The organism is Streptomyces laculatispora, from assembly GCF_017353455.1.
Lineage (GTDB): Bacteria > Actinomycetota > Actinomycetes > Streptomycetales > Streptomycetaceae > Streptomyces > Streptomyces laculatispora.
Genome location: NZ_JAFMPZ010000452.1, coordinates 23,619 through 48,285, shown reverse-complemented (window position 1 = coordinate 48,285; position 24,667 = coordinate 23,619). Strand labels below are relative to the sequence as shown.

Sequence of the window (24,667 nt, the reverse complement as noted above, 5' to 3'; positions counted from 1 at the left end):
CGCGCAACCAGTGGGTGCGCGTCGGCGCCCCCGCAGCCGGTGGCGAAAAGGTGCTGCTGCACATCGAGGCCGCGTCCAACCCGGTCATCCTCGACTACCACCCCTTCCTGCCGACCCAGCTGGGCGACAAGGAGACCGCGGGCAGCGAACCGCAGTACACCCTCGCCCGGATGGACCTCGCCCTCTTCGACGAGAACGTGTGGAACCTCGTCCAGGACCTGGAGGTGCTCGGTGAGCTGATGCAGGAGCTGCCGGTCGACGGCGCCCGCCGCTGGGACATCCTGCGCGCCATCGGCCGCTCGCTCGACGCGGTCGACCTCCAGGACGTCAACGGCACCGCGGCCGCCGCCCGCGAGCAGCTCGCCGCCGTCCTCGCGACGCCCGCGCAGCCGTCCGCGCACCGCATCAGCGCCGTCGGCCACGCCCACATCGACTCGGCCTGGCTGTGGCCGCTGCGCGAGACAGTCCGCAAGGTCGCCCGTACGACGTCCAACATGACCGCCCTGCTGGAGGACGAGCCCGACTTCGTCTTCGCGATGTCGCAGGCCCAGCAGTTCGCCTGGATCAAGGAGCACCGCCCCGAGGTCTACGCCAAGGTCAAGCAGGCCGTGGCGGACGGGCGGTTCGTGCCGTCCGGCGGCATGTGGGTCGAGTCCGACACCAACATGCCCGGCTCCGAGGCGATGGCCCGCCAGTTCGTGCACGGCAAGCGCTTCTTCCTCGACGAGTTCGGCATCGAGAACGACGAGGCGTGGCTGCCCGACACCTTCGGCTTCGCGGCCGGACTGCCGCAGATCATCAAGGCCGCGGGCTCCAAGTGGCTCCTCACCCAGAAGATCTCGTGGAGCCAGACCAACAAGTTCCCGCACCACACCTTCCAGTGGGAGGGCATCGACGGCACCCGGATCTTCACGCACTTCCCGCCCGTCGACACCTACAACTGCTCCATGAAGGGCAGCGAGATCGCCCACGCGGCGAAGAACTTCAAGGACAAGGGAGTCGCGCGGCACTCCCTCGCGCCGACCGGCTGGGGCGACGGGGGCGGTGGCACCACCCGCGAGATGATCGCCAAGGCGGCCAGGATGCGCAGCCTCGAAGGCTCCGCGACGGTCACCTGGGAGACGCCCGCCGACTTCTTCACCAAGGCGGAGGCGGAGTACCCGAACGCACCGGTGTGGGTCGGCGAGCTCTACCTGGAGCTGCACCGCGCCACCCTGACCAGCCAGGCGAAGACGAAGCAGGGCAACCGCCGCAGCGAGCACCTGTTGCGGGAGGCCGAGCTGTGGGCCGCCACCGCCGCGGTGCGGACCGGCTCCGCCTACCCGTACGAGCAGTTGGACCGGATCTGGAAGACGGTGCTGCTGCACCAGTTCCACGACATCCTGCCCGGCTCGTCGATCGCCTGGGTGCACCGCGAGGCGGAGAAGACGTACGCGGCCGTCGCCGAGGAGCTGAACGGCATCGTCGACACCGCGCAGCGCGCGCTGGCCGGCGATCCCGCGACGGGACGGACCCTGCTCTTCAACTCCGCCCCGCACGCCCGCGACGGCGTCCCGGCCGGTGCGGCGACTGCCGTCACGGCCGCCGGCGGCGGCACGCTCGCACCGCGCGAGGGCGGCGGGTTCGTCCTGGACAACGGTCTGCTCCGGGTGGAGATCGACGCCCGCGGACTGGTCGTCTCGGCGTACGACATCGGTGCCGGGCGCGAGACGGTGGCCCCGGGCCAGGCCGCGAACCTGCTCCAGATCCACCCGGACTTCCCGAACATGTGGGACGCGTGGGACGTCGACGAGTTCTACCGCAACACCGTCACCGACCTGACGGACCTCGACGAGCTCACCCCCGTCCAGGAGGAGGGCGCCGTATCCGTACGGATCGTCCGCGGCTTCGGTGACTCGAAGGTCACCCAGCTGCTGACCCTCGCGCCGGGCGTCAAGCGGCTCGACATCGACACCGAGGTCGACTGGCACGAGACGGAGAAGTTCCTCAAGGCGGCGTTCCCGCTGGACATCCACGCCGAGCGGTACGCCTCCGAGACGCAGTTCGGGCACTTCTACCGGGCCACCCACACCAACACGAGCTGGGAGTCCGCCAAGTTCGAGGCCTGCAACCACCGCTTCGTCCACCTGGAGGAGCCGGGCTGGGGCGTGGCCCTGGTCAACGACTCGACGTACGGGCACGACGTGACCCGCACGGTCCGCGACAGCGACGCGGGCACGACCACCACCGTGCGGGTCTCCCTGCTGCGCGCCCCCCGTTTCCCCGACCCGGAGACCGACCAGGGCGTGCACCGCTTCCGGCACGCGCTCGCACCGGGTGCGGGGATCGGCGACGCGGTCCGTGAGGGCTTCCGCATCAACCTGCCGGAGCGCCGGGTGACCGGCGAGCGCGAGGTGGCTCCGCTGGTGACCGTCGACAACGACGCGGTCGTGGTCAGCGCGGTCAAGCTGGCGGACGACGCGAGCGGCGACCTCGTCGTACGGCTCTACGAGTCGACGGGCGGCCGCGCCGGGGTGCGGCTCGCGGCCGGTTTCGAGGCCGTCGGCGTGGCGGTGACCGACCTGCTGGAGCGGCCGCTGGCCGACGCGGTGGTGCCCGAGCTCGGAGACGGCGGTGTCCGGCTGTCACTGCGGCCGTTCGAGCTGATCACGCTGAGGCTCGCGCGCGGCTGAGGCAGCGGTTGAACTGCCCGTAATCTCCCCCCTGGTCCTGAATCAGGGGGGAGATCAGGGCATCGGGAGCCGGAGCACTACCCCGTGCGGCGGCGAATATCTACAGCGACAAGCACAGAATTTTACGCAATGTGCGATGAGGGTTTATGACACGCCGGGCGGAGTGTAATTACTTGCCGCGCCCGGCCGCATTCATTGTGCTACTGTAGATCTCAGTTGCAGTTGTGGTTCCCAAAGACTCCAAGTGCTCTCCTCAGCTAAATGGGCTGATGGGTGCACTTTTGTATTTCCGGTTCATTATCCGGATGGGGTAATCATCGCGGCGACGTGGGACTGGCACAGTGCGAGTCCCCGGGCTCTGCCCCAGAAGGAGATAGAACATGGCTACTGGCACCGTCAAGTGGTTCAACGCGGAAAAGGGCTTCGGCTTCATCGAGCAGGATGGTGGCGGCGCTGACGTCTTCGCCCACTACTCGAACATCGCCGCCAGCGGCTTCCGTGAGCTGCAGGAGGGCCAGAAGGTGAACTTCGACGTCACGCAGGGCCAGAAGGGCCCGCAGGCGGAGAACATCACCCCCGCGTGAACCTGATTGCTCCGGCGCTCACGCGCTGAGACGCTTTCGCGCAGCTGGGGCCCGCACCTTGGGGTGCGGGCCCCAGCTCGTTGCTTTTCCGGGCCCACCCCCGAGCGATGCCGTGCCGGTGCACCACCGCCACGAGCTGCCGGGCAGGCGCCCAGAACCACGATCTTCACCGTGTGGCGGACGATCCGCCATGGCTCCCGGACCGGAACACCGGCCCGCCGGAGCCCCGTGACGTGACCTGCAGGACCGCTTCGCGGGCCCGCTCGCCGCGTCATTGCGAAGCACCGGACCCGGTTCGGCCGGGCCCGTATCGGCTCAAGACCGGCTGCCGGGCTTCGTTCACGTATGCCAACGGCCCGTTCTTGCGATTCTTGTGCCGCTCGTCGCCGCAATGAATTCCTCGATACGCGCCATATCGAGGAAGGGTTCTGTATGAACCGCGACCGCACAGCTCGCTCAAATGACCGTTATTCCCGCACTTCCGGCGGCTCCCGTTCGGGCGGCGGCTTCCGCTCGCAGGCCCCGGGCCGCCAGGGCGGCCAGGGCCGCTTCGGCGCCCCGGCCCAGCGCTCGGGTGGCGGCGGTGGCTACGGCCGCCGGCCCGCCGCCAAGCAGGGCGAGTTCGCACTGCCGCAGACCATCACCCCGGCGCTGCCCGCCGTGGAGGCCTTCGCCGATCTGGACATGCCGGCGCCGCTGCTGTCGGCGCTCGCCACCGAGGGCGTCACGGTGCCGTTCCCGATCCAGGCGGCCACGCTGCCGAACTCGCTGGCCGGCCGTGACGTACTGGGCCGCGGCCGTACCGGGTCGGGCAAGACGCTCGCCTTCGGTCTGGCCCTGCTGGCCCGTATCGAAGGCCGTCGCGCCGACGCCCGACGCCCGCTGGCCCTGGTGCTCGTCCCCACCCGGGAACTGGCCCAGCAGGTCACCGACGCGCTCACCCCGTACGCCCGCTCGCTCAAGCTGCGGTTGGCCACGGTCGTCGGCGGTATGTCGATCGGCCGTCAGGCGGCCGCGCTGCGCGGCGGCTCCGAGGTCGTCGTCGCCACTCCGGGCCGGCTGAAGGACCTGATCGAGCGCGGCGACTGCTCGCTGGACCGGGTCTCCATCACCGTCCTGGACGAGGCCGACCAGATGGCCGACATGGGCTTCATGCCGCAGGTCACCGAGCTGCTCGACCAGGTGCAGGCGGAGGGCCAGCGGATGCTGTTCTCGGCCACCCTGGACCGCAACGTCGACCTGCTGGTGCGCCGCTACCTGCACGACCCGGTCGTCCACTCGGTCGACCCGGCCGCCGGTGCGGTGACGACGATGGAGCACCACGTGCTCTACGTCCACGGCGCCGACAAGTACGCCACCACGACGGAGATCGCCGCCCGCGACGGCCGCGTGATCATGTTCCTGGACACCAAGCACGCCGTGGACAAGCTCACCGACCACCTGCTCAACAGCGGGGTCCGGGCGGCGGCGCTGCACGGCGGGAAGTCGCAGCCGCAGCGCACCCGCACCCTGACCCGGTTCAAGACCGGGCACGTCACGGTGCTGGTCGCCACCAATGTCGCGGCCCGCGGCATCCACGTCGACAACCTCGACCTGGTGGTCAACGTCGACCCGCCGAGCGACCACAAGGACTACCTGCACCGCGGCGGCCGTACCGCCCGTGCCGGGGAGTCCGGCAGTGTCGTCACGCTGGTGCTGCCCAACCAGCGCCGCGAGATGACGCGCCTGATGGCCGACGCCGGGATCACCCCGCAGATCGCCCAGGTCCGTTCCGGCGAGGCCGAGCTGAGCCGGATCACCGGTGCGCAGGCGCCCTCGGGCGTGCCCGTCGTCATCACCTCGCCGGTGTCGGAGCGGCCCAAGGGCGGGTCCTCGTCCCGTGGCCGGCGCAGCCGCCCGGCCCAGGCCCGGCGCACCTCGTCGTCGTCCGCGTCCTCGTCGTCCGCGTCCTCCCAGTCGCGGGGCGGCGGTGCGCAGCGCCGGTCCTCCGGCAACCGTGCAGCCTGACCGATACCCGCGTTCCCGTCCGGTTCCGCTCCCCGACCCCGTTGAGGCACTATGCGCTGCGTCATCGCCCGCTTCCCCTTCGACCTTTTCAAGCACGAGGTCGAGGCATCGATGAAGGGCATCAAGCCCGAACCCGTCACCGGGGAATCGGTGATCATCAGCCGTCGTGTCTACCCGGTCAAGCAGGTGGGTGAAGTGATCACCCGGCAGGACCGCCGCGACTTCACGGCCGGTGAGGTGACCAGGGCGCTGGGGCGTCTAGGCTTCACCTGCCGGTCCGTACCGGCGCCGTCCGCTCCGGTGGAGCTGAGCCCCATGGAGGCCGCTTCGGCCGCGCTGGGGACCCCCGGACAGGACGCCTGAACCACCGCACCACCCGCCGAGGCCCGGCTCCCCCTCGGGGGAGCCGGGCCTCGGCGCATCGTGCGTCCTGCGGCGGTCAGCCCCAGAGCGCCTCGGCGAGCGTGATGCCGGCGAACACCGCGCCCAGCCCCGCCACGACGCTCGCGGCCACATTGGCCGCCGCGTAGAACCGCGCGCCGTCCTCGGCCAGCCGCAGGGTCTCGTAGCTGAAGGTCGAGTACGTGCTCAGCGCCCCGCAGAGCCCGGTACCGAGCAGCAGCTGGACGTGCGAGGAGGCGGCACCGGCGGTCACCGCGCCGGTCAGCAGCCCCAGCACCAGGCAGCCCGTCACGTTCACCGTGAACGTCCCCCACGGGAAGACGGAGTCGTGCCGGGACTGCACCGCGCGGTCGGTCAGGTACCGCAGCGGGGCGCCGACCGCGGCGCCGGCGATCACCAGCAGCCAGTTCACCGGGCTTCCTCCGCCTCGCCCCAACGCACCAGCTCGCAGGCGTCCAGGACGAGCGGGCCGGTGCCGATCAGCTCCTTGATCAGCGGCAGGAAGGCGCGCACCTTCTCCTCGGTGTCCACGATCACCACCGCCACCGGCAGGTCCTCGCTCAGCGAGAGCAGCCGCTGGGTGTGGATCACCGACGAGGCGCCGAACCCCTCGATCCCGCGGAACACGCTGGCGCCCGCCAGTCCCGCCGCGTGCGCCCGGTGCACGATCTCGGTGTAGACCGGCCGGTGGTGCCAGCCGTCGGACTCCCCGACCAGGACGGTCAGCCGCAGGGCACGTTCGGTCCTCGGTGTCGTCATGACTGCCTCCACGCCAGCACGCGGCGTGTCAGCCACACCGCGCTCCACACCGCCGCGAGGGCCGCGAACAGTGTCAGTCCCAGATACACCAGGCCGCTGCGGGCCCGGCCCCCGTCGACGAGGCGCTCGATGTCCACGGCGTAGGTGGAGAAGGTGGTGAACCCGCCCAGCACCCCGGTACCGAAGAACGGCCGCACCAGCCGGTGGGCCGTCCATACCTCGCTGATCACCACCATGAACACGCCGATCGCCGCGCAGCCGATGACGTTCACGACGAGGGTCGTCCAGGGGAACCCGCCCGTCGCCGTGGGCCACAGCAGCGACGCCCCGTAGCGCGCGCAGGCGCCGGCCGCACCGCCGAGCGCGATCGCCGCGACGACCGGGGCCTGGGGGTTCAGGGGCTTGTCGGGCACACCTCTCCTACCTGCCGGGGCGCCCGCCGGACGCGGGCGTGCTCGTACGCAAGTAGGGACCGTTGGCGGCGCGATCGCGCCGCGGTTCGGGTACGGCGGGCCCCACCGCCGCGCAGCGGCCGTCTGCGGCCACGCTTTCTCCAGATTATCGCGTGGGCCGTGCGGGGGCGTGCCGGGCCTCGTGCGGCTCCCGGAGCGTGAAGATCCCCGGTGTTAGGCTCGCGCGGCCGTCCGCGCCGATCGCGGTGTCACGAGGGACTGACACGAGGGAATGGCCGTGGCTCAGACGCCTGTGAGGATCGTGGTGGTCGTACCCACCTATGACGAGCGGACGAACCTGCCGGTCCTCGTCGGCCTGCTGATGGACCTGGGCCTGCCCGGCCTGCACGTTCTCGTGGTCGACGACAACTCGCCGGACGGCACGGGCGAGGTGGCCGACCGGCTCGCGGCGGAGACCGGGGGCGTCGTGGGGGTGCTGCACCGGACGGAGAAGGACGGAATCGGCCGGGCCTATGTGGCGGGGATGGCGCGGGCGCTCGCCGAGGGCGCGGACGTGGTGATCCAGATGGACGCCGACCTCTCCCACCCGGTGTCCAGGGTGCCGGTCATGGTCGACACGCTGTTCGCCGAGGACGCCGCGGTGGTGATCGGATCGCGCTATGCGGAGGGCGGTTCGCTCGCGACGGAGTGGCCCTGGCACCGCAAGGCGCTGTCCGCGTGGGCGAATTTCTACGTCAACGCGATTCTGCGGCTCGGGGTGAAGGACGCCACCGCCGGGTTCAAGGCGTGGCGGGCCTCGGCGCTGAAGGCGATCGACGTCCCGTCGGTGCGCAGCAACGGGTACTCGTTCCAGGTGGAGATGAACCACCGCGCGGTCCGGCGCGGGCTGCGGATCGTCGAGGTCCCGATCCGCTTCGAGGAGCGGGTCAGCGGTGAGTCGAAGCTCGGTCTGCGGGTGCAGATCGAGTCCGCGATCGCCCCGTGGAAGCTGCTCCTCGGCCGGAACAGGGACTGACCCCCGGCCGTTCACCCGATCGGCCACCGCATCTGCGGGCCCGGAGGCGAGGCCGCAGGGTGGTCCCATGTGGCCCCATCGACTCGCGCTGGGCGCCGCGGTCCTCCCGCTCACCCTGCTGGCGCTGCGGGACGCCCCGGTGCGGCCGGCGCTGCCCGCACCGGCCGCCGCCCACGAGCGGCCGCGCCCGGCGGCGCGCGGGGCGCCGCAGCCGGCCGTCGTCAGCCGGGCGGCCTGGCGTGCGGACGAGCGCATGGTCAGGGAGCCGGCGGTCTACACGGGCGCCGTGCGGGCGGTCTTCATCCATCACACGGGGGAGTCCAACGACTACGACTGCGCGGACGTGCCGCGGATGCTGCGGGCGGTGGAGGAGGCCCACATAAAGGGGCAACGGCTGGGACGACATCGGCTACAACTTCCTCGTCGACCGGTGCGGGACGATCTACGAGGGCCGGGCGGGCGGCATCCGGCGTTCGGTCCGCGGCGCGCACACCACGGGCTTCAACGCCCACAGCGTGGGCATCGCGGTGCTGGGCGACTACGGGCGCGGGGCCACGGTGCCGCCGGTTCTCCTGCGGGCCCTCGCGAAGGTGGCCGCGTGGAAGCTGGTGCCGGGCGCCGATCCGCGCGGCACGGTGCGGCTGGTCTCGTCGAACGACGCGAGCAGGTTCCCGAAGGGCACGGCCGCCGTGCTGCACGCCGTGTCGGGCCACCGTGACGCGTACCGGACCAACTGCCCGGGCGAGGCGCTGTACGCCGAACTGTCCGAGATCCGGGCCGCGGCGGCGGCTCTGCGCAAGGGAAGGTGAACGGCCGCGGCCGCTCCCGTCCCGGAACCATTGCGCTAGTGCATATTCACTTTCTGCCTAGTTCGTAATGGACTAGGGTGCCGTCATGCCTGCCACGCACCCGCTTCCCGTGACCCTGACCGGCCGCCACGTCCGCCTGGAACCACTCTCCCCGGACCACCTCGACGGCCTCTTCGCCGCGGGCGGCCGTGACGACGAGGTCTGGCGCTGGCAGGGCGGACCGACCCCCCGGACCAGGGAGGAGCTCGGCGAGAAGCTGACGGCCCTGCTCGCGGACGCACGGCGCGGCGTGTACGTCCCGTTCGCCGTCATCCACCGCGCGAGCGGCCGGGCCGTCGGCTGGACCACGTACCTGGACGTCGACGTGGCCGACGAGCGCCTGGAGATCGGCTGGACCTGGTACGGCCGTGCGCACTGGCGGTCGGCGGTCAACACCGAGAGCAAGCTGCTCCTGCTCACCCACGCGTTCGAGGAACTGGGTATGGGGCGCGTGCAGTTGAAGACCGACCACCTCAACGAGCGCTCCCAGGCGGCGATCGCGCGCCTCGGTGCCCGACGCGAGGGAGTCCTGCGGCGCCACCGCCGCCGCCACGACGGCAGCTGGCGCGACACGGTCTACTTCTCGTTGCTCGCCGACGAATGGCCCGAGGCGAAGGCCCGGCTCGACGCCCGGCTCTGACCGCGTACGGGGGCAGGCCCCCGGGGCGTTGTCCACCGACCGGTGGACAACGGGTTCCACCGGCCGGGGCTGCCGGGCGCAGGGCCCCGCGGACCAGCATGTAACGCATGAGAATGCGACCCGTACGTATGGCCCGCTGGAGCGCGCGGCATCCGTGGAAAGCGATCGTCGGCTGGTTCGTCTTCGTGCTGCTGTGCCTCGGCGCGGGCATCACCGCGGGCAGCAACCCGGCCACCACCGAGGACTTCTGGGTCGGTGAGGCCGGCCACGCCGAGTCGATGGCCACCGACGGCGGCCTCCAGCGCCGGCCCACCGAGCACATCCTGATCCGGGCCGGGTCCGGCCCCCTGGACGCCGCGAAGGCCGCCGCCGCGGCCCGCGATGTCACCGCCCGGATGAGCGCGCTCCCCGAGGTGGCGGAGGTGGCGCCCCCGGTCCGCTCGCAGGACGGCACGGCCCTGCGGGTGGCCGTGGTCATGAAGGGCGCCGAGCTGGACGCCAGGAAGAACGTCGTCCCGCTGCTCGACGCGAGCGCGCGTCACGCTGACCGCCCGCGAGGCCGAGGTGCTGGACGCGGTCGCCGACGGACTGTCCAACGGGGAGATCGGCCGGCGGCTGTTCATCGGCGAGGCCACGGTGAAGACCCATCTGCTGCGGATCTTCGCCAAGCTCGACGTCAACGACCGTACGCGTGCGGTGGTCGTCGCGATGAACGGCGGTCTGCTGCAACGGCGTTAGGGGCTCACGTCGGTATCGCGCCGGGCTTGCCGACGGCCGCGCACTTGTCGTTTATCGATATGCTCCTCTAGGGTGGGCATATCGTTAATCGATGGATAGGGGTGCGATGAACACGCGGCTCACGAGCGTACTGGCCTCGGTGACCTTCGGGCTGGCGATCCTCAGCGGGCTTGCCTTCCTCGGCACGGGGGTCACCCACATGCTCGACGACGGGGCGGTCTGCGTGGAGACGGGCTTCTGGGCCAACGCCCGGCTGGCGCCGGACGGCCTGCCGGTCGCGAAGGGCGTGGAAGCGGCGGGCAGCGTCACGCGGCTCTGCCAGAACGGCCCCTCCGTGGGCCAGCGCGCGGCCGACCTGGGGGGCGAACTGCCCTGGCTGCTGTTCGGCGCTCTCGCGCTGCTGCTCTTCTCCCGGCTGCTGACGACCGTGCTGCGGCAGGGGCCGTTCACCGAGGCGGTGGCCGGGCGGCTCAGCGCTCTCGGCTGGTTCGTCGCCGTGGGCACACCGGTGGCCGGCCTCGTCGTCGGGTGGTCGCAGTCCTGGCTGGTCGACAGCATGGCGCCGGTCGTGGGTTCCGGGCCGACCGTCTCCGGACCGATGGTGCTCGTGTTCGCCGGTCTCGCCGGTGTGATCCTTGGGAAGATCATGCGTGAGGGCGTGCGTATGCGAGAGGATCTCGAAGGGACCATCTGATGCCGGAAGAGGAACTCCACTCGATCCGCATCCACCTCGACCGGCTCCTGGTCGAGCGCGGAATGACGCTCACCGAACTGTCCGCGCAGGTGGGCATCACCGTCGTCAACCTGTCCGTGCTCAAGAACGGGCGGGCCAAGGCCATCCGCTTCTCGACCCTGTCGAGGATCTGCGACATCCTCGGGTGCCAGCCCGGAGACCTGATCACCCACGAGCCCGCCGAGCCCGCCGACCCCGGCAAGCCCGCGTAGGACGTGTCCGGCCGTACGGCCCGCCCCCCCGCAGCGCGTCCGGGGCGCGCTCGCCCGCGCGGACCCGGACCACGGACCACCGTGTCGATGACCTGCTCTGTCCGGTGCGCGGACCACGCGCACCGCCCCGGTTCAGCAGCCGCTGCCGCCGCCCGGCAGTCCGTAGGCCGAGTCCAGCCGGTAGGTACCGCCCTTCGGCACGGTGAGCTCCGTCCAGTCGCCGTCCTGCCGCAGGCATCCACCGGCGCCGTGCCCGCCGACCTCGCGCGCCCGCAGCCACGGCGAGTACGCGAGCCGCACGGTCAACGAGCCCGCTTCCGGCACCCGGACCACCAGATCGGCTTCGCTGCCGCTCACGACCGCGGCCGGCGCCGGCACCAGGGGCACCGCGTTCCGCACCCGGTAGACGGTCCAGCCGTCGTCCCGCCACACCCGCCGCAGCCAAGGCAGCCCACTCCGCACCAGGGCCGCCTCCGCCTCGGCGGGGCCGTCGGGCTTCCCGTGGTGCAGCACGACGTACCCCACGGCCCAGCGGTCCAGCCAGGCGCGGTAGGTGGCCGGGGACAGCGTCCCGTCGTAGAAGAGCCGCCCCCGCTCCACGTCGAGTTGGCGGTTCCAGCCGCGTGCCATGTTCACGTGGCGGGCCAGGACGGTCGCCTCCCGGTGGTTGCGGGCGGGGACGACCTCAACGCGGGTGAGATCGGCGTCCAGGCGGCGCAGTTCGCCGACGACGCCGTCCGTGCGGGCGGCCCAGGACGGCTTGTTGTCGGAGACCTTGAGGTCGTCCACGGTCTTGTCGACCAGCCAGTTGGCGGACAGCCCGAGAGCCACGCCGATCACGAGGGTGCGAACGAACTGTCTCTTCCGGACGAGTTCCATGAGCGCCGCGAGCAGTACGGGGACGGCGACCAGGCCGAGGAGCCGTTCGACGTTCGTGCCGATCGGGGAGGCGACGAGGAAGACGAGGAGGACGCCGACGGCGTACACCACGGCGCCGTAACGCGTGACGCGCCATGTGCGCCCCGGCGGCGCCGCGACGGCCAGCGCGGCGCAGACGAGGAGCGGCATCCACAGCCGGTTGCTGTGCATGGGCTGCTCGCCGCCGCCGGGGAAGAGCAGCGCGACGGTCCCCACGACGGCGAAGAACGGGACGGACAGGACGGCCCCCTTCCGCCACTGCCGGTCGAGGAGGTACGCCGCCCCCGCCACCACGAGGAACAGCCCCGCGACGGGACTCGCCATCGTCGCCAGCGCCCCGGCCACGACGGGGACCGCGGTGCGGTGGGCGTACAGGCAGGCGACGAGCCCGATCGCGACGCCGAGGGCGAAGGTCGTACGCCCCGACGCGACGTTGCACCACAGGGCGAGTGAGGCGAGAACCGCGGGGACGAGCGGCCGGCGCATCCCGGTGCGTACGAACAGCAGGGCGATGACCCAGGAGCCGGCGAGCCCGGCGGCCACGGAGACCGTACGGACACCGAGGAAGGCCATCAGGTAGGAGGAGAAGACGCTGTATCCGGCGGTGTGGATCCCGCCGTACCAGGAGAGGTTGTACGCCGAACCCGGGTGGCGTGCGGTGAACCCCGACCAGGCGAGCTGCGCGGCCAGGTCGCCGCCGCCGGTGGCCAGGACGGCCGCCCAGACGACGTACAGCGGAACCACGACGCCGACGGCGACCAGCGGCACGCCATGGCGCCGCCACCAGGGCGCGGCGGGCGGTTCCCCTTCCCGGCCGTCCCGCCGTCGGTCGCCGACCACACCCGTACCCGCTCGCACTTCCCCGAGGACACCCACCCGGCAACCCTAGGACAGGGGACGTCCCGGCCGTCGGGTCAGCGCGGGTTCTTCAGCATCTCCGCGCCGAACGGCGTGATGTCATGGCGCGCCCGCGAGCGCGTCCTCGCCGTGGGACCGCGGGGCCCGGTCGCTGGTGTCCGCGGAGCCGTGGTCGATGCAGGGGCCCTCGGTGATGATCAGCCCCACACCGCCCGCGGCATGCCCGTGCCGGGCCCGACGTGGTCAAGGTCTCCCGCGACGTCCGGTGGCCGGACCGCATCGAGAGGGGGGCGGGAAGCGGACGTGTGCGTATGTCAAGTCCACTTGCGGCCACATGCGTTCGGCCTGGTCGGGGTGTGCATCGCGATATGTCCGGACTGTTTGCTACAGCGGTATGTCGGTGTCGTGGCGGGACCGGTCGCGCTCTGGTGGCGCCGAGTTCCCGCGGTCCATACTGACGCCCGCACATCTGTGCTCACGGCCCGTCCCCCCAGAAAGCTTCGCGGCACATGCAGACGTCCCTCAGACTCGGCGATCCCGAAGCGCACCGTTCGCGTGCGGTGAGGAGGTGCCGCGCATGGTGCGCTATGTGATGCGCAAGGCCACGGGCTGGCTGCTGATGATCGTCGTAGCGACCAACGCCACCTACTTCCTGGCCAGTTGGTTCCTGGACCCACGGTCGAACTTCAAGGAGCTGCGGCCCGTCCGCAGCGAGGCCCAGATCGACCGGGCCCTCGCGCCCTACAACCTGGACCCGCAGGTGCCGGTGGTGCAGCGGTGGTGGGACTGGCTCACCTCGGTGGTCGTCCACTTCGACTGGGGGAGGTCCCCCACCGGCGTCTCCGTCAACGGCGAGATCGGCTACCGTTCGCTCGTCAGCGCCGAGTTGGTCATCATCGCGACGATCCTGTCCGTGGTGATCGGCGTATCGCTGGGTGTGTACACGGCGTCGAGGCAGTACGGCTGGGGCGACCGGGTGTCACAGGCCGTCTCCATCGCGGTGTTCAACATCCCGACGTCCGTCGCCGCGCTCGCCGTGGTCTTCGTCGCCATCTGGCTGAACCAGCACGCCGGGCTGCGCTTCCTCTACGTCGCCGGGGAGAACTCACCGAACGTCGAAGGATTCCTCCCGACCATCGGTGACCGCTTCCTGCACCTGATCCTGCCGACCCTGACCCTGACCCTCATGGGCTATGTCGGCTACCACCTGACGCAGCGCTCGCTGCTGCTCGACACGATCAACGCCGACTTCGTACGGACCGCACGGGCCACCGGACTCACCCGGACGCAGGCAATCCGCAGACACGCCCTGCGGACCGCGCTCATCCCGACGGCGACATCCGTGGCGTTCAGCGTCCCGGCCATTTTCACCGGGGCCATCATCACCGAGACGATCTTCGGCTGGAACGGCATGGGCCGCTACTTCATCCAGACCATCAGCAAGAACGACGTGCACGGCACGGTCGCGACGGCCGCCTTCGCCGCCGCCCTGACCGCGGTCGGCGCGATCCTCGCGGACATCGCCACGGCCCTCCTCGACCCGAGAGTGAGAGTGAGCTGACGTGGCCGCGGACCTGACCACCGGTGCCTCGTCGCCCGCGGCGCCGGACCGGGCGCCGAAAGAGGCGCTCCTCGCCCGGGGCGACGGGCGGAACCTCGGCCTCGGCCGGCTCTATCTGCGGCGCTTCCTGCGCAACCGGCTCGCCGTCGTCGGAGTGGTGATCTTCGTACTGCTGGTGCTGTTCAGCGCGTTCGGCGGGCTGTTCACCTCGTACGCGTACTCCGACGCGGACTTCGCCGCACTCACCCAGCCGCCGAGCGCCGCCCACTGGTTCGGCACCAACCAGGGCGGCAACGACATCTACGCCTCGGCCGTGCACGGGCTCCAGCGCTCCCTGGCGATCGCGGTGAGCGTCTCCGTCCTGACCGTCGTCGTCGCGGCGCTCATCGGCTCCAGCGCCGCGTACTTCGGCGGCCGGGTCGAGAAGGCGACGCTCGCCGTCATCCATTTCCTGCTGATCGTCCCCTCCTTCCTCATCCTCGCCCTGGTATCCAACCGGCTCGCCGGGGACTGGCGGGTCCTCATCGTCGTCCTGACGGTATTCGGCTGGATGTCCACCGCGCGGGTGATCTGGTCCGTCTCGACCTCACTGCGCGAACGGGACTACGTGACGGCGGCCGAATTCATGGGGGTCGGCCCGCTGCGCATCATCCTGCGCCACATCATCCCCAATCTCGGCTCACTCCTGATCGTCAATCTGACGCTCGGAGTCGTCGCGACCGTCCTCAGCGAAACCGCCCTGTCCTTCCTCGGGTTCGGCGTCCAGACCCCGGACGTCTCGCTCGGCACGATGCTCGCGGACGGGGCGAGCACCGTCACGAGCGCCCCCTGGCTCTTCGCCTTCCCCGCGGGCCTGGTCGTCCTGCTCACCGTGTCGATGACCTTCGTCGGCGACGGACTGCGCGACGCCCTGGACCCGATGTCCGTGACCGGCGCGGCAGGAGGCCGACGATGACACGCACCACAACACTGTCCAGAACCGGGCTGCCCGACGGCGCCGTCACACCGGTGCTCTCGGTGCGGGACCTGCGGATCTCCTTCCCCTCGGAGGCCGGAACCGTCGAGGCGGTGCGCGGCGTCGGCTTCGACCTCCTGCCGGGCCGGACCCTGGGCATCGTCGGCGAGTCCGGCTCGGGCAAGTCGGCCACCGCCATGGGCATCATGGGGCTGCTGCCGCCCTCCGCCGACCTGCGGGGGCAGGTGCTGCTCGGCGGCCGGGACCTGATCGGCCTCGGGGACAAGGCGCTCTCCGAAGTACGGGGCAAGGCCATCGGCATGGTCTTCCAGGACCCGCTGTCCGCGCTCACCCCGATCTTCTCCGTGGGCAGACTGCTCTCCGACACCCTGCGCATCCATCAGGACCTGACGAAGCGGGCGGCCTGGGAGCAGGCCGTCGAACTGCTCGACCTCGTCGGCATCCCCGACCCCCGCAACCGGGCCCGCTCCTTCCCGCACGAGTTCTCCGGCGGTATGCGCCAGCGCGTCGTCATCGCCATGGCGATCGCCAACAAGCCCTCCGTGCTCGTCGCCGACGAACCCACCACCGCCCTCGACGTCACCGTGCAGGCCCAGATCCTCGACGTCCTGCGACTGGCGCAGGAGGAGACCGGAGCGGGCCTCGTCCTCATCACGCACGACCTCGGGGTCGTCGCCGGCTACGCGGACGACATCGCCGTCATGTACGCGGGCCGGTTCGTGGAGCGGGCCGGCGTGGACGAGCTGTTCAGGCGGCCGGCCATGCCGTACACCGCGAGGCTGCTCGCCGCGGTGCCCACCGTGGACAGCGGGGTCCACCGGCCCCTGGTCCCGATCGGCGGGGAGCCGCCCGCCCTGGTGGGCCTCCCGACCGGCTGCCCCTTCGCGGACCGCTGCGCCCTGGTGCTGGACGCGTGCCGCACCGACGAACCCGGGCTGCGCGAGATCGCCGGGCACGGGGACGTGGCCTGTCTGCGCGCCGACGAGACCGTGGACGGATCGCTGGACCCGGCACGGAGCGGCGGCCCTGCCGAAGCCGGTGACCCCGCCGGGGCCAACGACGCTGCGGGGGACGGTGATTCAGCCAGGAGCGGCGGCCGCGCCGGTGCCGGTGAGGTGGTGCTCCGGGTCGAGGACCTCGTCAAGACCTTCCCGGTCACCAAGGGCGCCGTCCTCAAACGCCGGGTCGGCACGCTGCACGCGGTCAGCGGGGTGAGCTTCGAGCTGCGGGCCGGGGAGACCCTGGGCCTGGTGGGCGAGTCGGGCAGCGGCAAGACCACGACCCTGATGGAGATACTCCGGCTCAGGCAGCCCGAGGGCGGGCGGATCGAGATCGCCGGCACCGAGGTCGGCGCGGCCGGTTCCGCCGCACGGGTACGGGAGTTGCGCCGGGACGTCCAGATCGTCATGCAGGACCCCCTGGGGGCCCTGGACCCGCGGCTGCCCGTCTACCAGCTGCTCGCCGAACCCCTCCAGGCCATCGGGCGGGACCGCGAGTCGATCCGCTCCCGCATCGGTGAGCTGCTCACGCTGGTCGGTCTGGACGCCGCGGTGAGCGACCGGTTCCCGGCCGCGCTCTCCGGCGGTCAGCGCCAGCGGGTCGGCATCGCCCGTGCCCTGGCGACGGAACCGAGACTGCTCGTCCTGGACGAGCCGCTCTCGGCCCTGGACGTGTCGGTGCAGGCGGGGGTGATCAACCTGCTGGCCCGGCTCAAGCGCGAACTGGCCCTGGCCTACCTGGTGGTGGCCCACGACCTGGCCGTGGTCCGGTACATCTCCGACCGTGTCGCGGTGATGTACCTGGGGCACATCGTCGAGACCGGGGACACCGAGACGATCTTCTCCGACCCGCGGCACCCGTACACCCGGGCGCTGCTGTCGGCGATCCCGGTGCCGGACCCGCAGCGGGAGCGCACCCGGGAGCGCGTCGTGCTGGAGGGCGAGCAGCCGAGCGCCGTCCGGGTGCCCGCGGGCTGCGTCTTCGTGGACCGCTGTCCGCTCTACCGCCTCGCCGACGAGGACGTACGCGTGCGCTGCCGTACGGAACGTCCCGCGCCGACCGAGGTGGCGGAGCAGCCCGGCCACCGGTACGCCTGTCACGCGGCCTGAGGCCAACTCCTGCGCGCAGCGACTCTGTCCGTCCCCGCTGCCGCTCGTCCAGCCCCCCACCGGGCTTCCCCGTCCGGCTCCACCGAATCAGAAGGAACCTTTCGCCATGCGCGCAAGACTGGCTCTGCCCCTGGCCCTCGTCGCCGCCGTCTCCGTTGCCGCGACCGCGTGCCAGTCCTCCTCCGGGACGGACGCGGACGGTCCGGACGGGAAGGACGCCCCCAAGGCCGCGTCGGCCGCCGTCGACTACAACCCCCAGCCGTACGAGCAGGTCAAGGAAGGCGGCACCTACACCACGGTCGGCACCTTCGACGACCAGGGGAACCCGTTCAACGTCAACGCGACGCTGACCGCGTCCCGGGTGTGGGGCTGGTACAACGCCGACGCGATCACGTACTCGCCCACCGGTGAGGTGCAGTACAACGCGGACTACTACAGCGAGGTGAAGGTCGCCGTCGAGGGCGGCGACCAGAAGGTCACGCTGACGATCAACCCGAAGGCCGCCTTCAACGACGGCACCCCGATCGACTGGACGGCGATCAAGGCCACCTGGAAGGCCAACAACGGTTCGGACAAGGACTTCGCCGCCTCGTCCACCGACGGCTACGACCAGATCACCTCGGTCGAGCGGGGCAAGGACGCCAAGCAGGCCGTCATCAGCTTCAAGGGCGTCAACGCCTCCTGGTCGACCCTGTTCACCACCTTCCTGCACCCGAAGGCCGCCACGGTCGAGAACTTCAACAAGGCGTACGTCAAGAAGGCCCACCCGGAGTGGGGCGCGGGCCCGTACACCGTCGCCAAGTGGGACACCCACTCGGGCAACATCACCTTCGCCCGGAACCCGAAGTGGTGGGGCAGGAAGGGCAGGCTCGACCGGCGCGTCTACGTCAACCTGGAGCCGACCGCGGGGGTCAACGCCTTCAAGAACGGCCAGCTCGACTACACCTCCGCCGTCGACGCGGAGAGCCTCAAGCAGATCAAGGGGCTCAAGGGCACGGAGATCCGCAGCGGCGGCAGCCCCTTCGAGTACGCGCTCTACTTCAACACGAAGTCCGCGGTCCTTTCGGAGACGGCCGTCCGCAAGGCCATCGCGCAGAGCATCGACCGGGCACAGATCGCCAAGATCCAGTTCCAGGGGCTCGACTACCGGGAGCCGCTGCCCGGTTCGGCGGTGCTGTACAGCTTCCAGAAGGGCTACCAGGACAATGTCTCGGCCGTACTGAAGCACGCGCCGGACGAGGCGGGGAAGGCTCTCGACGCGGCGGGCTGGAAGCCCGGCGCGGACGGCGTCCGGGTCAAGAACGGCAAGAAGCTCGACGTCGGGTACACGCTCCTCGGCGACGACCCGCTGGGCAAGGCCACCGCGGGCGCCCTCGCCGCGATGCTGAAGCCGGTCGGCGTCCACCTCGTCATCAAGAAGGGCGACGACGCGGACTTCTCCAAGGTCCTCAGCGACCGGCGCTTCGACCTCTTCCTCTCGGGCAACCGCTCCATGGACCCGTTCGGCGCGCGCTACCTGTGCGACTTCTACTGCTCGGACCGTGACTCCAACATCACCGGTGCGGGTACGCCGGCGCTGGACAAGGAGATCCGCGCCACCACGGAGATCGCCGACCTCGACCAGCAGTCCGCGGCGGTCAACAAGGTCGAGCAGAAGGCGCTGCGGCAGTACGCCTTCCTGCCGCTGTTCAGCGGTCCCTCGACCTACGGCGTGAAGAAGGGCCTGGCCAACGTCGGCGCGACCATCTTCAACACCCCGCTCCCGGAGACGGTCGGCTGGCAGAAGTGACGCCTGCCCCGGAACGCCCACGGGGCGACGGGGCCGGGCGATCCGAGGGGTACCGCGCCGGCCGGCCCGGCGCGATACCCCTCCCGCCGGGCCGGCGGGAGGGTCGGAACCGGGCGGCGACCGGTTCCCTCCGCACGACCGACCGGTCCAGCCGTGCCCGTTCCGCGGCCCGGACGACCAGGTGGGGCTCCAGGTCCCGTACGGTCCCCGAACCCACCGGCGAACGGCCCCCGTCTGCGCGCGGGGGACGTACCTGCCCGGGTCCGGTACCGCCCTGCGGAGCGGGCAGCGGCTCGCCGCCGCAGCCGAGCGTCCGGGACACCCCGTTCGCCATCCGCACCACGATCCGCAGCACGGCCGCCTTCTCCTCGCGGCTCTCGGCGAGGTACGTCCAGGTGCCCGCCGGCAGCCTGCGGTGCTCCCCGCCCGACCCTCGAACCGACTGTGACCCAGATCACAGAGTCTGCGTCGATGACTCCACCGTGCGTTGTCGGTCATACATGTGACAACACTCGGACGAGGAAGGCCCGCCATGACGCAGACACTCAACACCAGCCAGTCCGCAGCCAGTTCGATGACCGCTTCCCCGTCGGCCTCCCGACGGCTGTTGGCCGGTGCGGTGGTCGCGGGCCCGCTGTTCCTCGGGGCGGGCATCGTCCAGGGCTTCGCACGGGAGGGCTTCGACTTCACCCGCAACGCGATCAGCCAGCTCGCCCTCGGCGACCTGGGCTGGATCCAGACCGTGAACTTCGTGGTCACCGGCGCCCTGTTGCTCATCGGGTCGATCGGCCTGCGCCGCGTGCTGAGACGGGAGCCGGGCGGGACCTGGGGGCCGGTCCTGATCGCCGTGTTCGGCGCCTCGTTCCTGGTCGCCGCGGTCTTCCAGGCCGATGCCGGAGGCGGCTTCCCCGTCGGTTCCCCCGATGTGGGCACGATGAGCGCGCACGGCGCGGGCCACATGGCCGGCGGGGGAATCGGCTACCTCGCGCTGTCCGCCGCGTTCCTCGTCCTGGCCCGTCCACTGGCGGCCCGGGGTCACCGCGGCTGGGCCCTGGCCTCCCGGATCGCACCGGTCGTCGTCCTCACCGGATTCATGGCCTCCGCGGCCTCGGTCCTGGTGTTCACCCTCGGAGCCGGCTCGGGACTCTGCTGGCTGGCGGCCGTCGCGGTCCGACTGCTCACCGGGGCTTCGCCGGAACGGGGCTAAGGTCTTTCGTTCGGACCGGGCTGGATCAGGGTGCCGCACCGGACCCCGCGAGCCCGGCGTGCTCCAGACGGGGGGCGGCCCCCGGTGTTCGGCCGGGCGGCGGCCGTGCCCGGGGGCGGCGGCCTACAGTTCCTCCCGCAGCCGTGCCCAGGTGTGCGTGTCCAGGCTGTCGTGGGGGCCGAGGCGGGAGAGTTCGGTGCCGTCCCGCCCGAGAGCCACGATGAGGGGGCGGGTGCCGCGGCCGGCCTGAGTGGTCATCCAGGCGACGACGAGTCTGCGCTGCTCGGGAGCGTCGATGCGGCGGTTGCCCACGAGGAGGCGGCCGACCTCCTGCCCGAGGTGAACTCTGGCGCTGTTGATCCACGGGGCCCCGGCGAGGGAGTGCGGCGGGTCATGGCGGTGGGTGGGGCAGAGGGTGCCCCCACCGCCCCGGACCTCGATCACGTCGACGTCGTCGGGTTCCTCCGCCGGGCCGCTTGCGACACCCAGGCTCCGCCACTGTCCCTCGTGCCGCTCCAGGAGCGCGGTGTGCTCACGCGCCGCCGCGGACCTCGGACGCCACACGACCCAGACGGCACCGGCACCGGTGGTGGTGTCGAGGTCGGCGGACACCACCGTCAGCACCCGACGCGGAACACCTCGCGGCTGCGGTTCCGCCCCGTTCAGCACGCGCCGCACCACACCCGGGACAAGGGCCTCCACCCATCGCCCGGCCCCCAGGCCATGTACCCACGTCCGCATACGACTTCGGTACCCGGTACGTGCGAACCTCAAAGCAGCCCGCCCGGTGCGTTGTTACGTCTGGCAGCCCATGATGGGGCGGCCCATCTCGACGCGCTGTCGAACGGCAGATGCCCGAACCTCCGGTGTGCCGGGCCCGCACGCTGTCGACCCGGGCCATGGAGCGGTCCTCCCGTCGCCCGGCCGGTAGGCTCGTCGGCCATGCCCCTACCGAGACCCGCACGGCTCGCCCCGCGCGGCGTGAGAGCCGTCGTCGTCCTGGCTGCCGTGTTCGCATCCGGCTGGTACCTGGGGCAACCCGTTGTTCCCGCCCCGTGCGAGGCGCCGCCGAGGACCGTGCGCTACAGCGACCACCTGGCAGCCGACACGCCCCAGGGGGGCTGCGACGGCCGGGCGCGCCTCCTGGCCTGGCTCGCGGGGGACCTCCGCTGAGGGCAGGGCGGATCACGGTCACGGCGGCGTTCGGGCCGTGGCGTGCGGCGCCGGTCAGCTGCCGCAGGCGCAGCCCGCAGCGGCGGGCGCGGACGCCTCGGGGCCGGCGCTCCCGCTCTGTCCGGAGCAGCAGGTGTCGCCGTCCAGGGCGGGGCTCGTGCCCATCAGTCCGGCGTCGGCCTTGACGACGTAGACCTCCCACGGCTCCTTGCCGGGGCCGTGGACCCACACCTTGTCCTGGAGGGCGTAGCAGCAGGAGGTGTCGTTCTCCTCGAAGGTGGCGAGCCCGGCGTCCTTGAGGCGGGTGGTGGCGGCGGTGACCTCCTCGGTGGTGTCGACCTCGACGCCGAGGTGGTCCAGGCGGGTTTCCTGGCCGGGCTCGCCCTCGATGAGGACGAGCTTGAGCGGCGGGGTGGTGATCGCGAAGTTCGCGTAGCCGGGGCGCCGCTTGGCGGGTTCGACACCGAACAGCTTGGAGTAGAAGGCCACCGACGCTTCGAGGTCGGCGACGTTGAGCGCGAGCTGGGCGCGGGACATATGAGTCTCCTCGATCAGGTGCATCAGGTTGTATCGATGCCTGTCGATTCAACCTTGCGCCTTGCATCGAAAAACGTCAACATAGAAGCATGTCGAAACAAGAGCTCGTGGTGCTCGGCCAGGACGGCCCCGCATGCTGCCCCGCCCTGCTGACCGCCCCGCTGGACGAGGAGCAGGCCGGGACGCTGGCGGCGGTGTTCAAGGCGCTGGGCGACCCGGTCCGGCTGCGGCTGCTGTCGATGATCGCCTCCCGCGCGGGCGGGGAGGTCTGCGTCTGTGACCTCACTCCCGCCTTCGAGCTGTCCCAGCCGACGATCTCCCACCACCTCAAGCTGCTGAAGCAGGCCGGGCTCATCGACTCCGAGCGGCGCGGGACGTGGGTGTACTACCGGCTGCTGCCCGAGATGACCGACCGCCTGGCCGCGATCCTCACTCGCCCCGCCGGGGCCGGCTCGTGAGCGCCGGCGCCGCGGCGCCCGCGGGGCCGGTCGCCGGGCGGCTGTCGTTCCTGGACCGCTTCCTCGCCGGGTGGATTCTCCTCGCGATGGCCGCCGGACTCGGTCTGGGCCGCCTCGTCCCGGGCCTGGGGGACGCGCTGGCGAAGGTCACCGTCACCGGCGTCTCGCTGCCGATCGCGCTCGGCCTGCTCGTGATGATGTACCCGGTCCTGGCGAAGGTCCGCTACGACCGCCTCGACACCGTCACCCGCAATCCACGCCTGCTGGTCCCGTCCCTGGTCCTGAACTGGATCGTCGGCCCGGCCCTGATGTTCGCGCTCGCCTGGATCTTCCTGCCCGACCTGCCGGAGTACCGCACCGGCCTGATCATCGTGGGCCTGGCCCGCTGCATCGCGATGGTCATCATCTGGAACGACCTCGCCTGCGGCGACCGCGAGGCCGCCGCCGTCCTCGTCGCCCTGAACTCCGTCTTCCAGGTGATCGCGTTCGGCCTGCTCGGCTGGTTCTACCTCGACCTGCTCCCCGGCTGGCTCGGCCTGGAACAGACCGCCCTGGACATCTCCGTATGGGAGATCGCCCGCTCGGTGCTGATCTTCCTCGGCGTCCCGCTGCTGGCCGGGTTCCTCACCCGCCGGATCGGCGAGAAGGCCAAGGGCCGCAGCTGGTACGAGACGAAGCTGATCCCGCGCATCGGCCCGTTCGCCCTGTACGGGCTGCTGTTCACGATCGTCGTGCTCTTCGCGCTTCAGGGCGACGCCATCACCTCCGAGCCGCTCGACGTCCTGCGGATCGCGCTGCCGCTGCTGGTGTACTTCGCCGTCATGTGGGCCGGGTCCATGGGCGTCGGCCGTGCCGTGGGACTCGACTACCCGAAGGCGACGACCCTGGCGTTCACCGCCGCCGGCAACAACTTCGAACTGGCCATCGCGGTCGCCATCGCCACCTTCGGTGCCACCTCCGGCCAGGCCCTCGCCGGGGTCGTCGGGCCGCTCATCGAGGTGCCCGTCCTCATCGGCCTGGTCTACGTCGCCCTGGCCACCCGTCGCTTCTTCCCGCAGCCCGCACCGACGGCCGGACCGGCCGTCGCCCCGGAAGGCGCAGCCCGTGTCTGAGAACCCGAAGCCCTCCGTGCTGTTCGTCTGCGTCCACAACGCCGGCCGCTCCCAGATGGCGGCCGCCTTCCTCACCCACCTCGCGCCGGGCCGGGTCGAGGTCCGCTCCGCCGGGTCCGACCCGGCCGCCGCCGTGAACCCGGCCGCGGTCGCCGCGATGGCGGAGCTCGGCATCGACATGTCCGCCGAGACGCCGAAGGTCCTGACCGCCGACGCCGTGCGGGCGGCCGACGCGGTGATCACCATGGGCTGCGGCGACACCTGCCCCGTCTTCCCCGGCAAGACCTACCGCGACTGGAAACTCGACGACCCGGCCGGACAGGGCGTCGACGCGATCCGGCCGATCCGGGACGAGATCGAGCGGCGCATCCGCGGACTGCTCGCTGAACTCGGCGTGGAGACCGTACGCCACCCGTCCGCCCGGCCAACCCACGGCGGTTCCGGTCCAGTTGACCCGGCCGCCCCTCACCGTGAGTGAAGCGCCCACCTGCTGCCATCGACGGACGTCGTTCCCGGCAGCGCGATGAGTTCCGGTTTGAACAGCGGCGGCGCGCCCATCGCGGGCTCCCAGGTCGCCACCTTCTCGTCCTGCGGGACCTCGATCCACCGCCCCTCGGCTAGGGTCTTTCGTTTGGATCAGGCTGGATCAGGGAGCGGGGTCCGGTGCGTGCAGATGCAAGGCGGAGGAGGGAGTCAATGCGGAGCATTGGCGACCGACGACAACACGGCAGGTGCGCGTGCCGGACCCCGCGAGCCCGGCATGATCCAAACGAGAGGCCCTAGGTCGGACACCACTCGCAGCAGCAACCGCACGCCGAGCGGGGCCAGATGCTCGCGCCAAGGGCTCTGCGCGGTCGAGCTCGGCGGCCGAGGAAGGCGTGTGAATGCGCGGCGACGATGACATCCACCCCGTCCGGGACATGCAGCGCGCGCAGCTCGGCCGAGTC

The 24,667-nt window shown here is 71.3% G+C and carries 23 protein-coding genes and 3 pseudogenes; 20 read left to right on the top strand and 6 right to left on the bottom strand.

Annotated features, from left to right (window positions below; all coding sequences use genetic code 11):
- The 4 genes from J1C73_RS22165 to J1C73_RS22150 form a co-directional block, all read left to right on the top strand.
- Positions 1–2,672 (top strand): alpha-mannosidase (locus J1C73_RS22165; RefSeq protein WP_207317956.1); only part of this gene is annotated, 2,672 nt, incomplete at its 5' end.
- A 380-nt stretch (positions 2,673–3,052) separates the two neighbouring features.
- Positions 3,053–3,256 (top strand): cold-shock protein, encoded by a 204-nt coding sequence (locus J1C73_RS22160; RefSeq protein ID WP_015609674.1) that lies wholly within the window; start codon positions 3,053–3,055, stop codon positions 3,254–3,256.
- Positions 3,257–3,688: 432 nt separating this feature from the next.
- Positions 3,689–5,263 (top strand): DEAD/DEAH box helicase, encoded by a 1,575-nt coding sequence (locus J1C73_RS22155; RefSeq protein ID WP_207317955.1) that lies wholly within the window; start codon positions 3,689–3,691, stop codon positions 5,261–5,263.
- Positions 5,264–5,314: 51 nt separating this feature from the next.
- Positions 5,315–5,626: an SCO5918 family protein gene (locus J1C73_RS22150; RefSeq protein ID WP_207317954.1), complete on the top strand. Its 312-nt coding sequence runs from the start codon at positions 5,315–5,317 to the stop codon at positions 5,624–5,626.
- 76 nt (positions 5,627–5,702) lie between these two features.
- Here the strand turns inward: J1C73_RS22150 and crcB (J1C73_RS22145) are convergent, their stop codons facing one another.
- Genes crcB (J1C73_RS22145) through crcB (J1C73_RS22135) form a run of 3 tightly spaced genes read right to left on the bottom strand, consistent with a single transcriptional unit; the run spans position 5,703 to position 6,837 of the window.
- The gene (crcB, locus tag J1C73_RS22145; RefSeq protein WP_123460297.1) at positions 5,703–6,077 is read right to left on the bottom strand and encodes a fluoride efflux transporter CrcB; all 375 of its coding nucleotides are present in this window, start codon (positions 6,075–6,077) and stop codon (positions 5,703–5,705) included.
- On the bottom strand, positions 6,074–6,424 hold the full coding sequence (locus J1C73_RS22140) for a DUF190 domain-containing protein (RefSeq protein ID WP_207317953.1): 351 nt from the start codon (positions 6,422–6,424) through the stop codon (positions 6,074–6,076). Before J1C73_RS22140 ends, crcB (J1C73_RS22145) begins: the two co-directional genes overlap by 4 nt.
- On the bottom strand, positions 6,421–6,837 hold the full coding sequence (gene crcB, locus J1C73_RS22135) for a fluoride efflux transporter CrcB (protein ID WP_207317952.1): 417 nt from the start codon (positions 6,835–6,837) through the stop codon (positions 6,421–6,423). Before crcB (J1C73_RS22135) ends, J1C73_RS22140 begins: the two co-directional genes overlap by 4 nt.
- 277 nt (positions 6,838–7,114) lie before the next feature.
- Between crcB (J1C73_RS22135) and J1C73_RS22130 the strand changes: the two genes are divergently transcribed.
- From J1C73_RS22130 to J1C73_RS22105, 7 genes and pseudogenes are all read left to right on the top strand, one after another.
- Positions 7,115–7,852, top strand: a complete 738-nt coding sequence (locus tag J1C73_RS22130; RefSeq protein WP_372446720.1) for a polyprenol monophosphomannose synthase — start codon at positions 7,115–7,117, stop codon at positions 7,850–7,852.
- Positions 7,853–7,919: 67 nt separating this feature from the next.
- Positions 7,920–8,661 (top strand): annotated as a pseudogene (locus tag J1C73_RS22125) (peptidoglycan recognition protein family protein).
- Between the two features lie 85 nt (positions 8,662–8,746).
- Positions 8,747–9,340, top strand: coding sequence for a GNAT family N-acetyltransferase (locus tag J1C73_RS22120; RefSeq protein WP_207317950.1), 594 nt, complete (start codon positions 8,747–8,749; stop codon positions 9,338–9,340).
- Positions 9,341–9,447: 107 nt separating this feature from the next.
- A pseudogene (locus tag J1C73_RS35120) lies at positions 9,448–9,888 on the top strand (MMPL family transporter); the annotation flags it as partial.
- A pseudogene (locus J1C73_RS22115) lies at positions 9,872–10,078 on the top strand (response regulator transcription factor); the annotation flags it as partial. The pseudogenes J1C73_RS35120 and J1C73_RS22115, both read left to right, overlap by 17 nt.
- A 106-nt stretch (positions 10,079–10,184) precedes the next feature.
- On the top strand, positions 10,185–10,772 hold the full coding sequence (locus J1C73_RS22110; protein ID WP_207317949.1) for a DUF2975 domain-containing protein: 588 nt from the start codon (positions 10,185–10,187) through the stop codon (positions 10,770–10,772).
- On the top strand, positions 10,772–11,023 hold the full coding sequence (locus tag J1C73_RS22105; RefSeq protein WP_207317948.1) for a helix-turn-helix domain-containing protein: 252 nt from the start codon (positions 10,772–10,774) through the stop codon (positions 11,021–11,023). The genes J1C73_RS22110 and J1C73_RS22105 overlap by 1 nt, the downstream gene beginning before the upstream one ends.
- A 132-nt stretch (positions 11,024–11,155) precedes the next feature.
- On the opposite strand, the gene J1C73_RS22100 is transcribed toward J1C73_RS22105, so the two are convergent.
- Complete coding sequence (locus J1C73_RS22100; protein ID WP_207317962.1) at positions 11,156–12,709, bottom strand: DUF8823 domain-containing protein; 1,554 nt, start codon at positions 12,707–12,709, stop codon at positions 11,156–11,158.
- 667 nt (positions 12,710–13,376) lie between these two features.
- On the opposite strand from J1C73_RS22100, the gene J1C73_RS22095 reads away from it, so the two are divergent.
- The 5 genes from J1C73_RS22095 (at position 13,377) to J1C73_RS22075 (ending at position 20,440) form a co-directional block, all read left to right on the top strand.
- On the top strand, positions 13,377–14,360 hold the full coding sequence (locus J1C73_RS22095; RefSeq protein ID WP_207317947.1) for an ABC transporter permease: 984 nt from the start codon (positions 13,377–13,379) through the stop codon (positions 14,358–14,360).
- 1 nt (position 14,361) lies between these two features.
- Positions 14,362–15,315, top strand: a complete 954-nt coding sequence (locus tag J1C73_RS22090; protein ID WP_207317946.1) for an ABC transporter permease — start codon at positions 14,362–14,364, stop codon at positions 15,313–15,315.
- Entirely contained in the window at positions 15,312–17,444 is a 2,133-nt protein-coding gene (locus J1C73_RS22085; protein WP_207317945.1) for a dipeptide ABC transporter ATP-binding protein, read from the top strand. Before J1C73_RS22090 ends, J1C73_RS22085 begins: the two co-directional genes overlap by 4 nt.
- A 106-nt stretch (positions 17,445–17,550) precedes the next feature.
- The gene (locus J1C73_RS22080; RefSeq protein ID WP_207317944.1) at positions 17,551–19,233 is read left to right on the top strand and encodes an ABC transporter family substrate-binding protein; all 1,683 of its coding nucleotides are present in this window, start codon (positions 17,551–17,553) and stop codon (positions 19,231–19,233) included.
- A gap of 532 nt (positions 19,234–19,765) precedes the next feature.
- A complete protein-coding gene (locus J1C73_RS22075; RefSeq protein WP_207317943.1) occupies positions 19,766–20,440 on the top strand; it encodes a DUF998 domain-containing protein in 675 nt (224 codons plus the stop codon).
- A gap of 123 nt (positions 20,441–20,563) precedes the next feature.
- Here J1C73_RS22075 and J1C73_RS22070 read toward each other — a convergent pair whose 3' ends face one another.
- Positions 20,564–21,064 (bottom strand): hypothetical protein, encoded by a 501-nt coding sequence (locus tag J1C73_RS22070; RefSeq protein ID WP_307797771.1) that lies wholly within the window; start codon positions 21,062–21,064, stop codon positions 20,564–20,566.
- Between the two features lie 318 nt (positions 21,065–21,382).
- On the opposite strand from J1C73_RS22070, the gene J1C73_RS22065 reads away from it, so the two are divergent.
- Positions 21,383–21,613 carry a hypothetical protein gene (locus tag J1C73_RS22065; protein WP_207317941.1) on the top strand — a complete coding sequence of 77 codons (231 nt, stop codon included), beginning with the start codon at positions 21,383–21,385 and terminating at the stop codon, positions 21,611–21,613.
- Positions 21,614–21,667: 54 nt separating this feature from the next.
- Here the strand turns inward: J1C73_RS22065 and J1C73_RS22060 are convergent, their stop codons facing one another.
- Complete coding sequence (locus J1C73_RS22060; protein WP_207317940.1) at positions 21,668–22,150, bottom strand: ArsI/CadI family heavy metal resistance metalloenzyme; 483 nt, start codon at positions 22,148–22,150, stop codon at positions 21,668–21,670.
- Between the two features lie 89 nt (positions 22,151–22,239).
- Here J1C73_RS22060 and J1C73_RS22055 point away from each other — a divergent pair, with 89 nt between their 5' ends.
- The 3 genes from J1C73_RS22055 to J1C73_RS22045 are packed head-to-tail and all read left to right on the top strand — an operon-like array spanning position 22,240 to position 24,198.
- Complete coding sequence (locus J1C73_RS22055; protein WP_207317939.1) at positions 22,240–22,608, top strand: ArsR/SmtB family transcription factor; 369 nt, start codon at positions 22,240–22,242, stop codon at positions 22,606–22,608.
- The gene (gene arsB, locus J1C73_RS22050; protein ID WP_207317938.1) at positions 22,605–23,720 is read left to right on the top strand and encodes an ACR3 family arsenite efflux transporter; all 1,116 of its coding nucleotides are present in this window, start codon (positions 22,605–22,607) and stop codon (positions 23,718–23,720) included. The genes J1C73_RS22055 and arsB overlap by 4 nt, the downstream gene beginning before the upstream one ends.
- A complete protein-coding gene (locus J1C73_RS22045) occupies positions 23,713–24,198 on the top strand; it encodes an arsenate reductase/protein-tyrosine-phosphatase family protein (protein WP_207317937.1) in 486 nt (161 codons plus the stop codon). The genes arsB and J1C73_RS22045 overlap by 8 nt, the downstream gene beginning before the upstream one ends.
- The last annotated feature ends 469 nt before the right edge of the window (positions 24,199–24,667 follow it).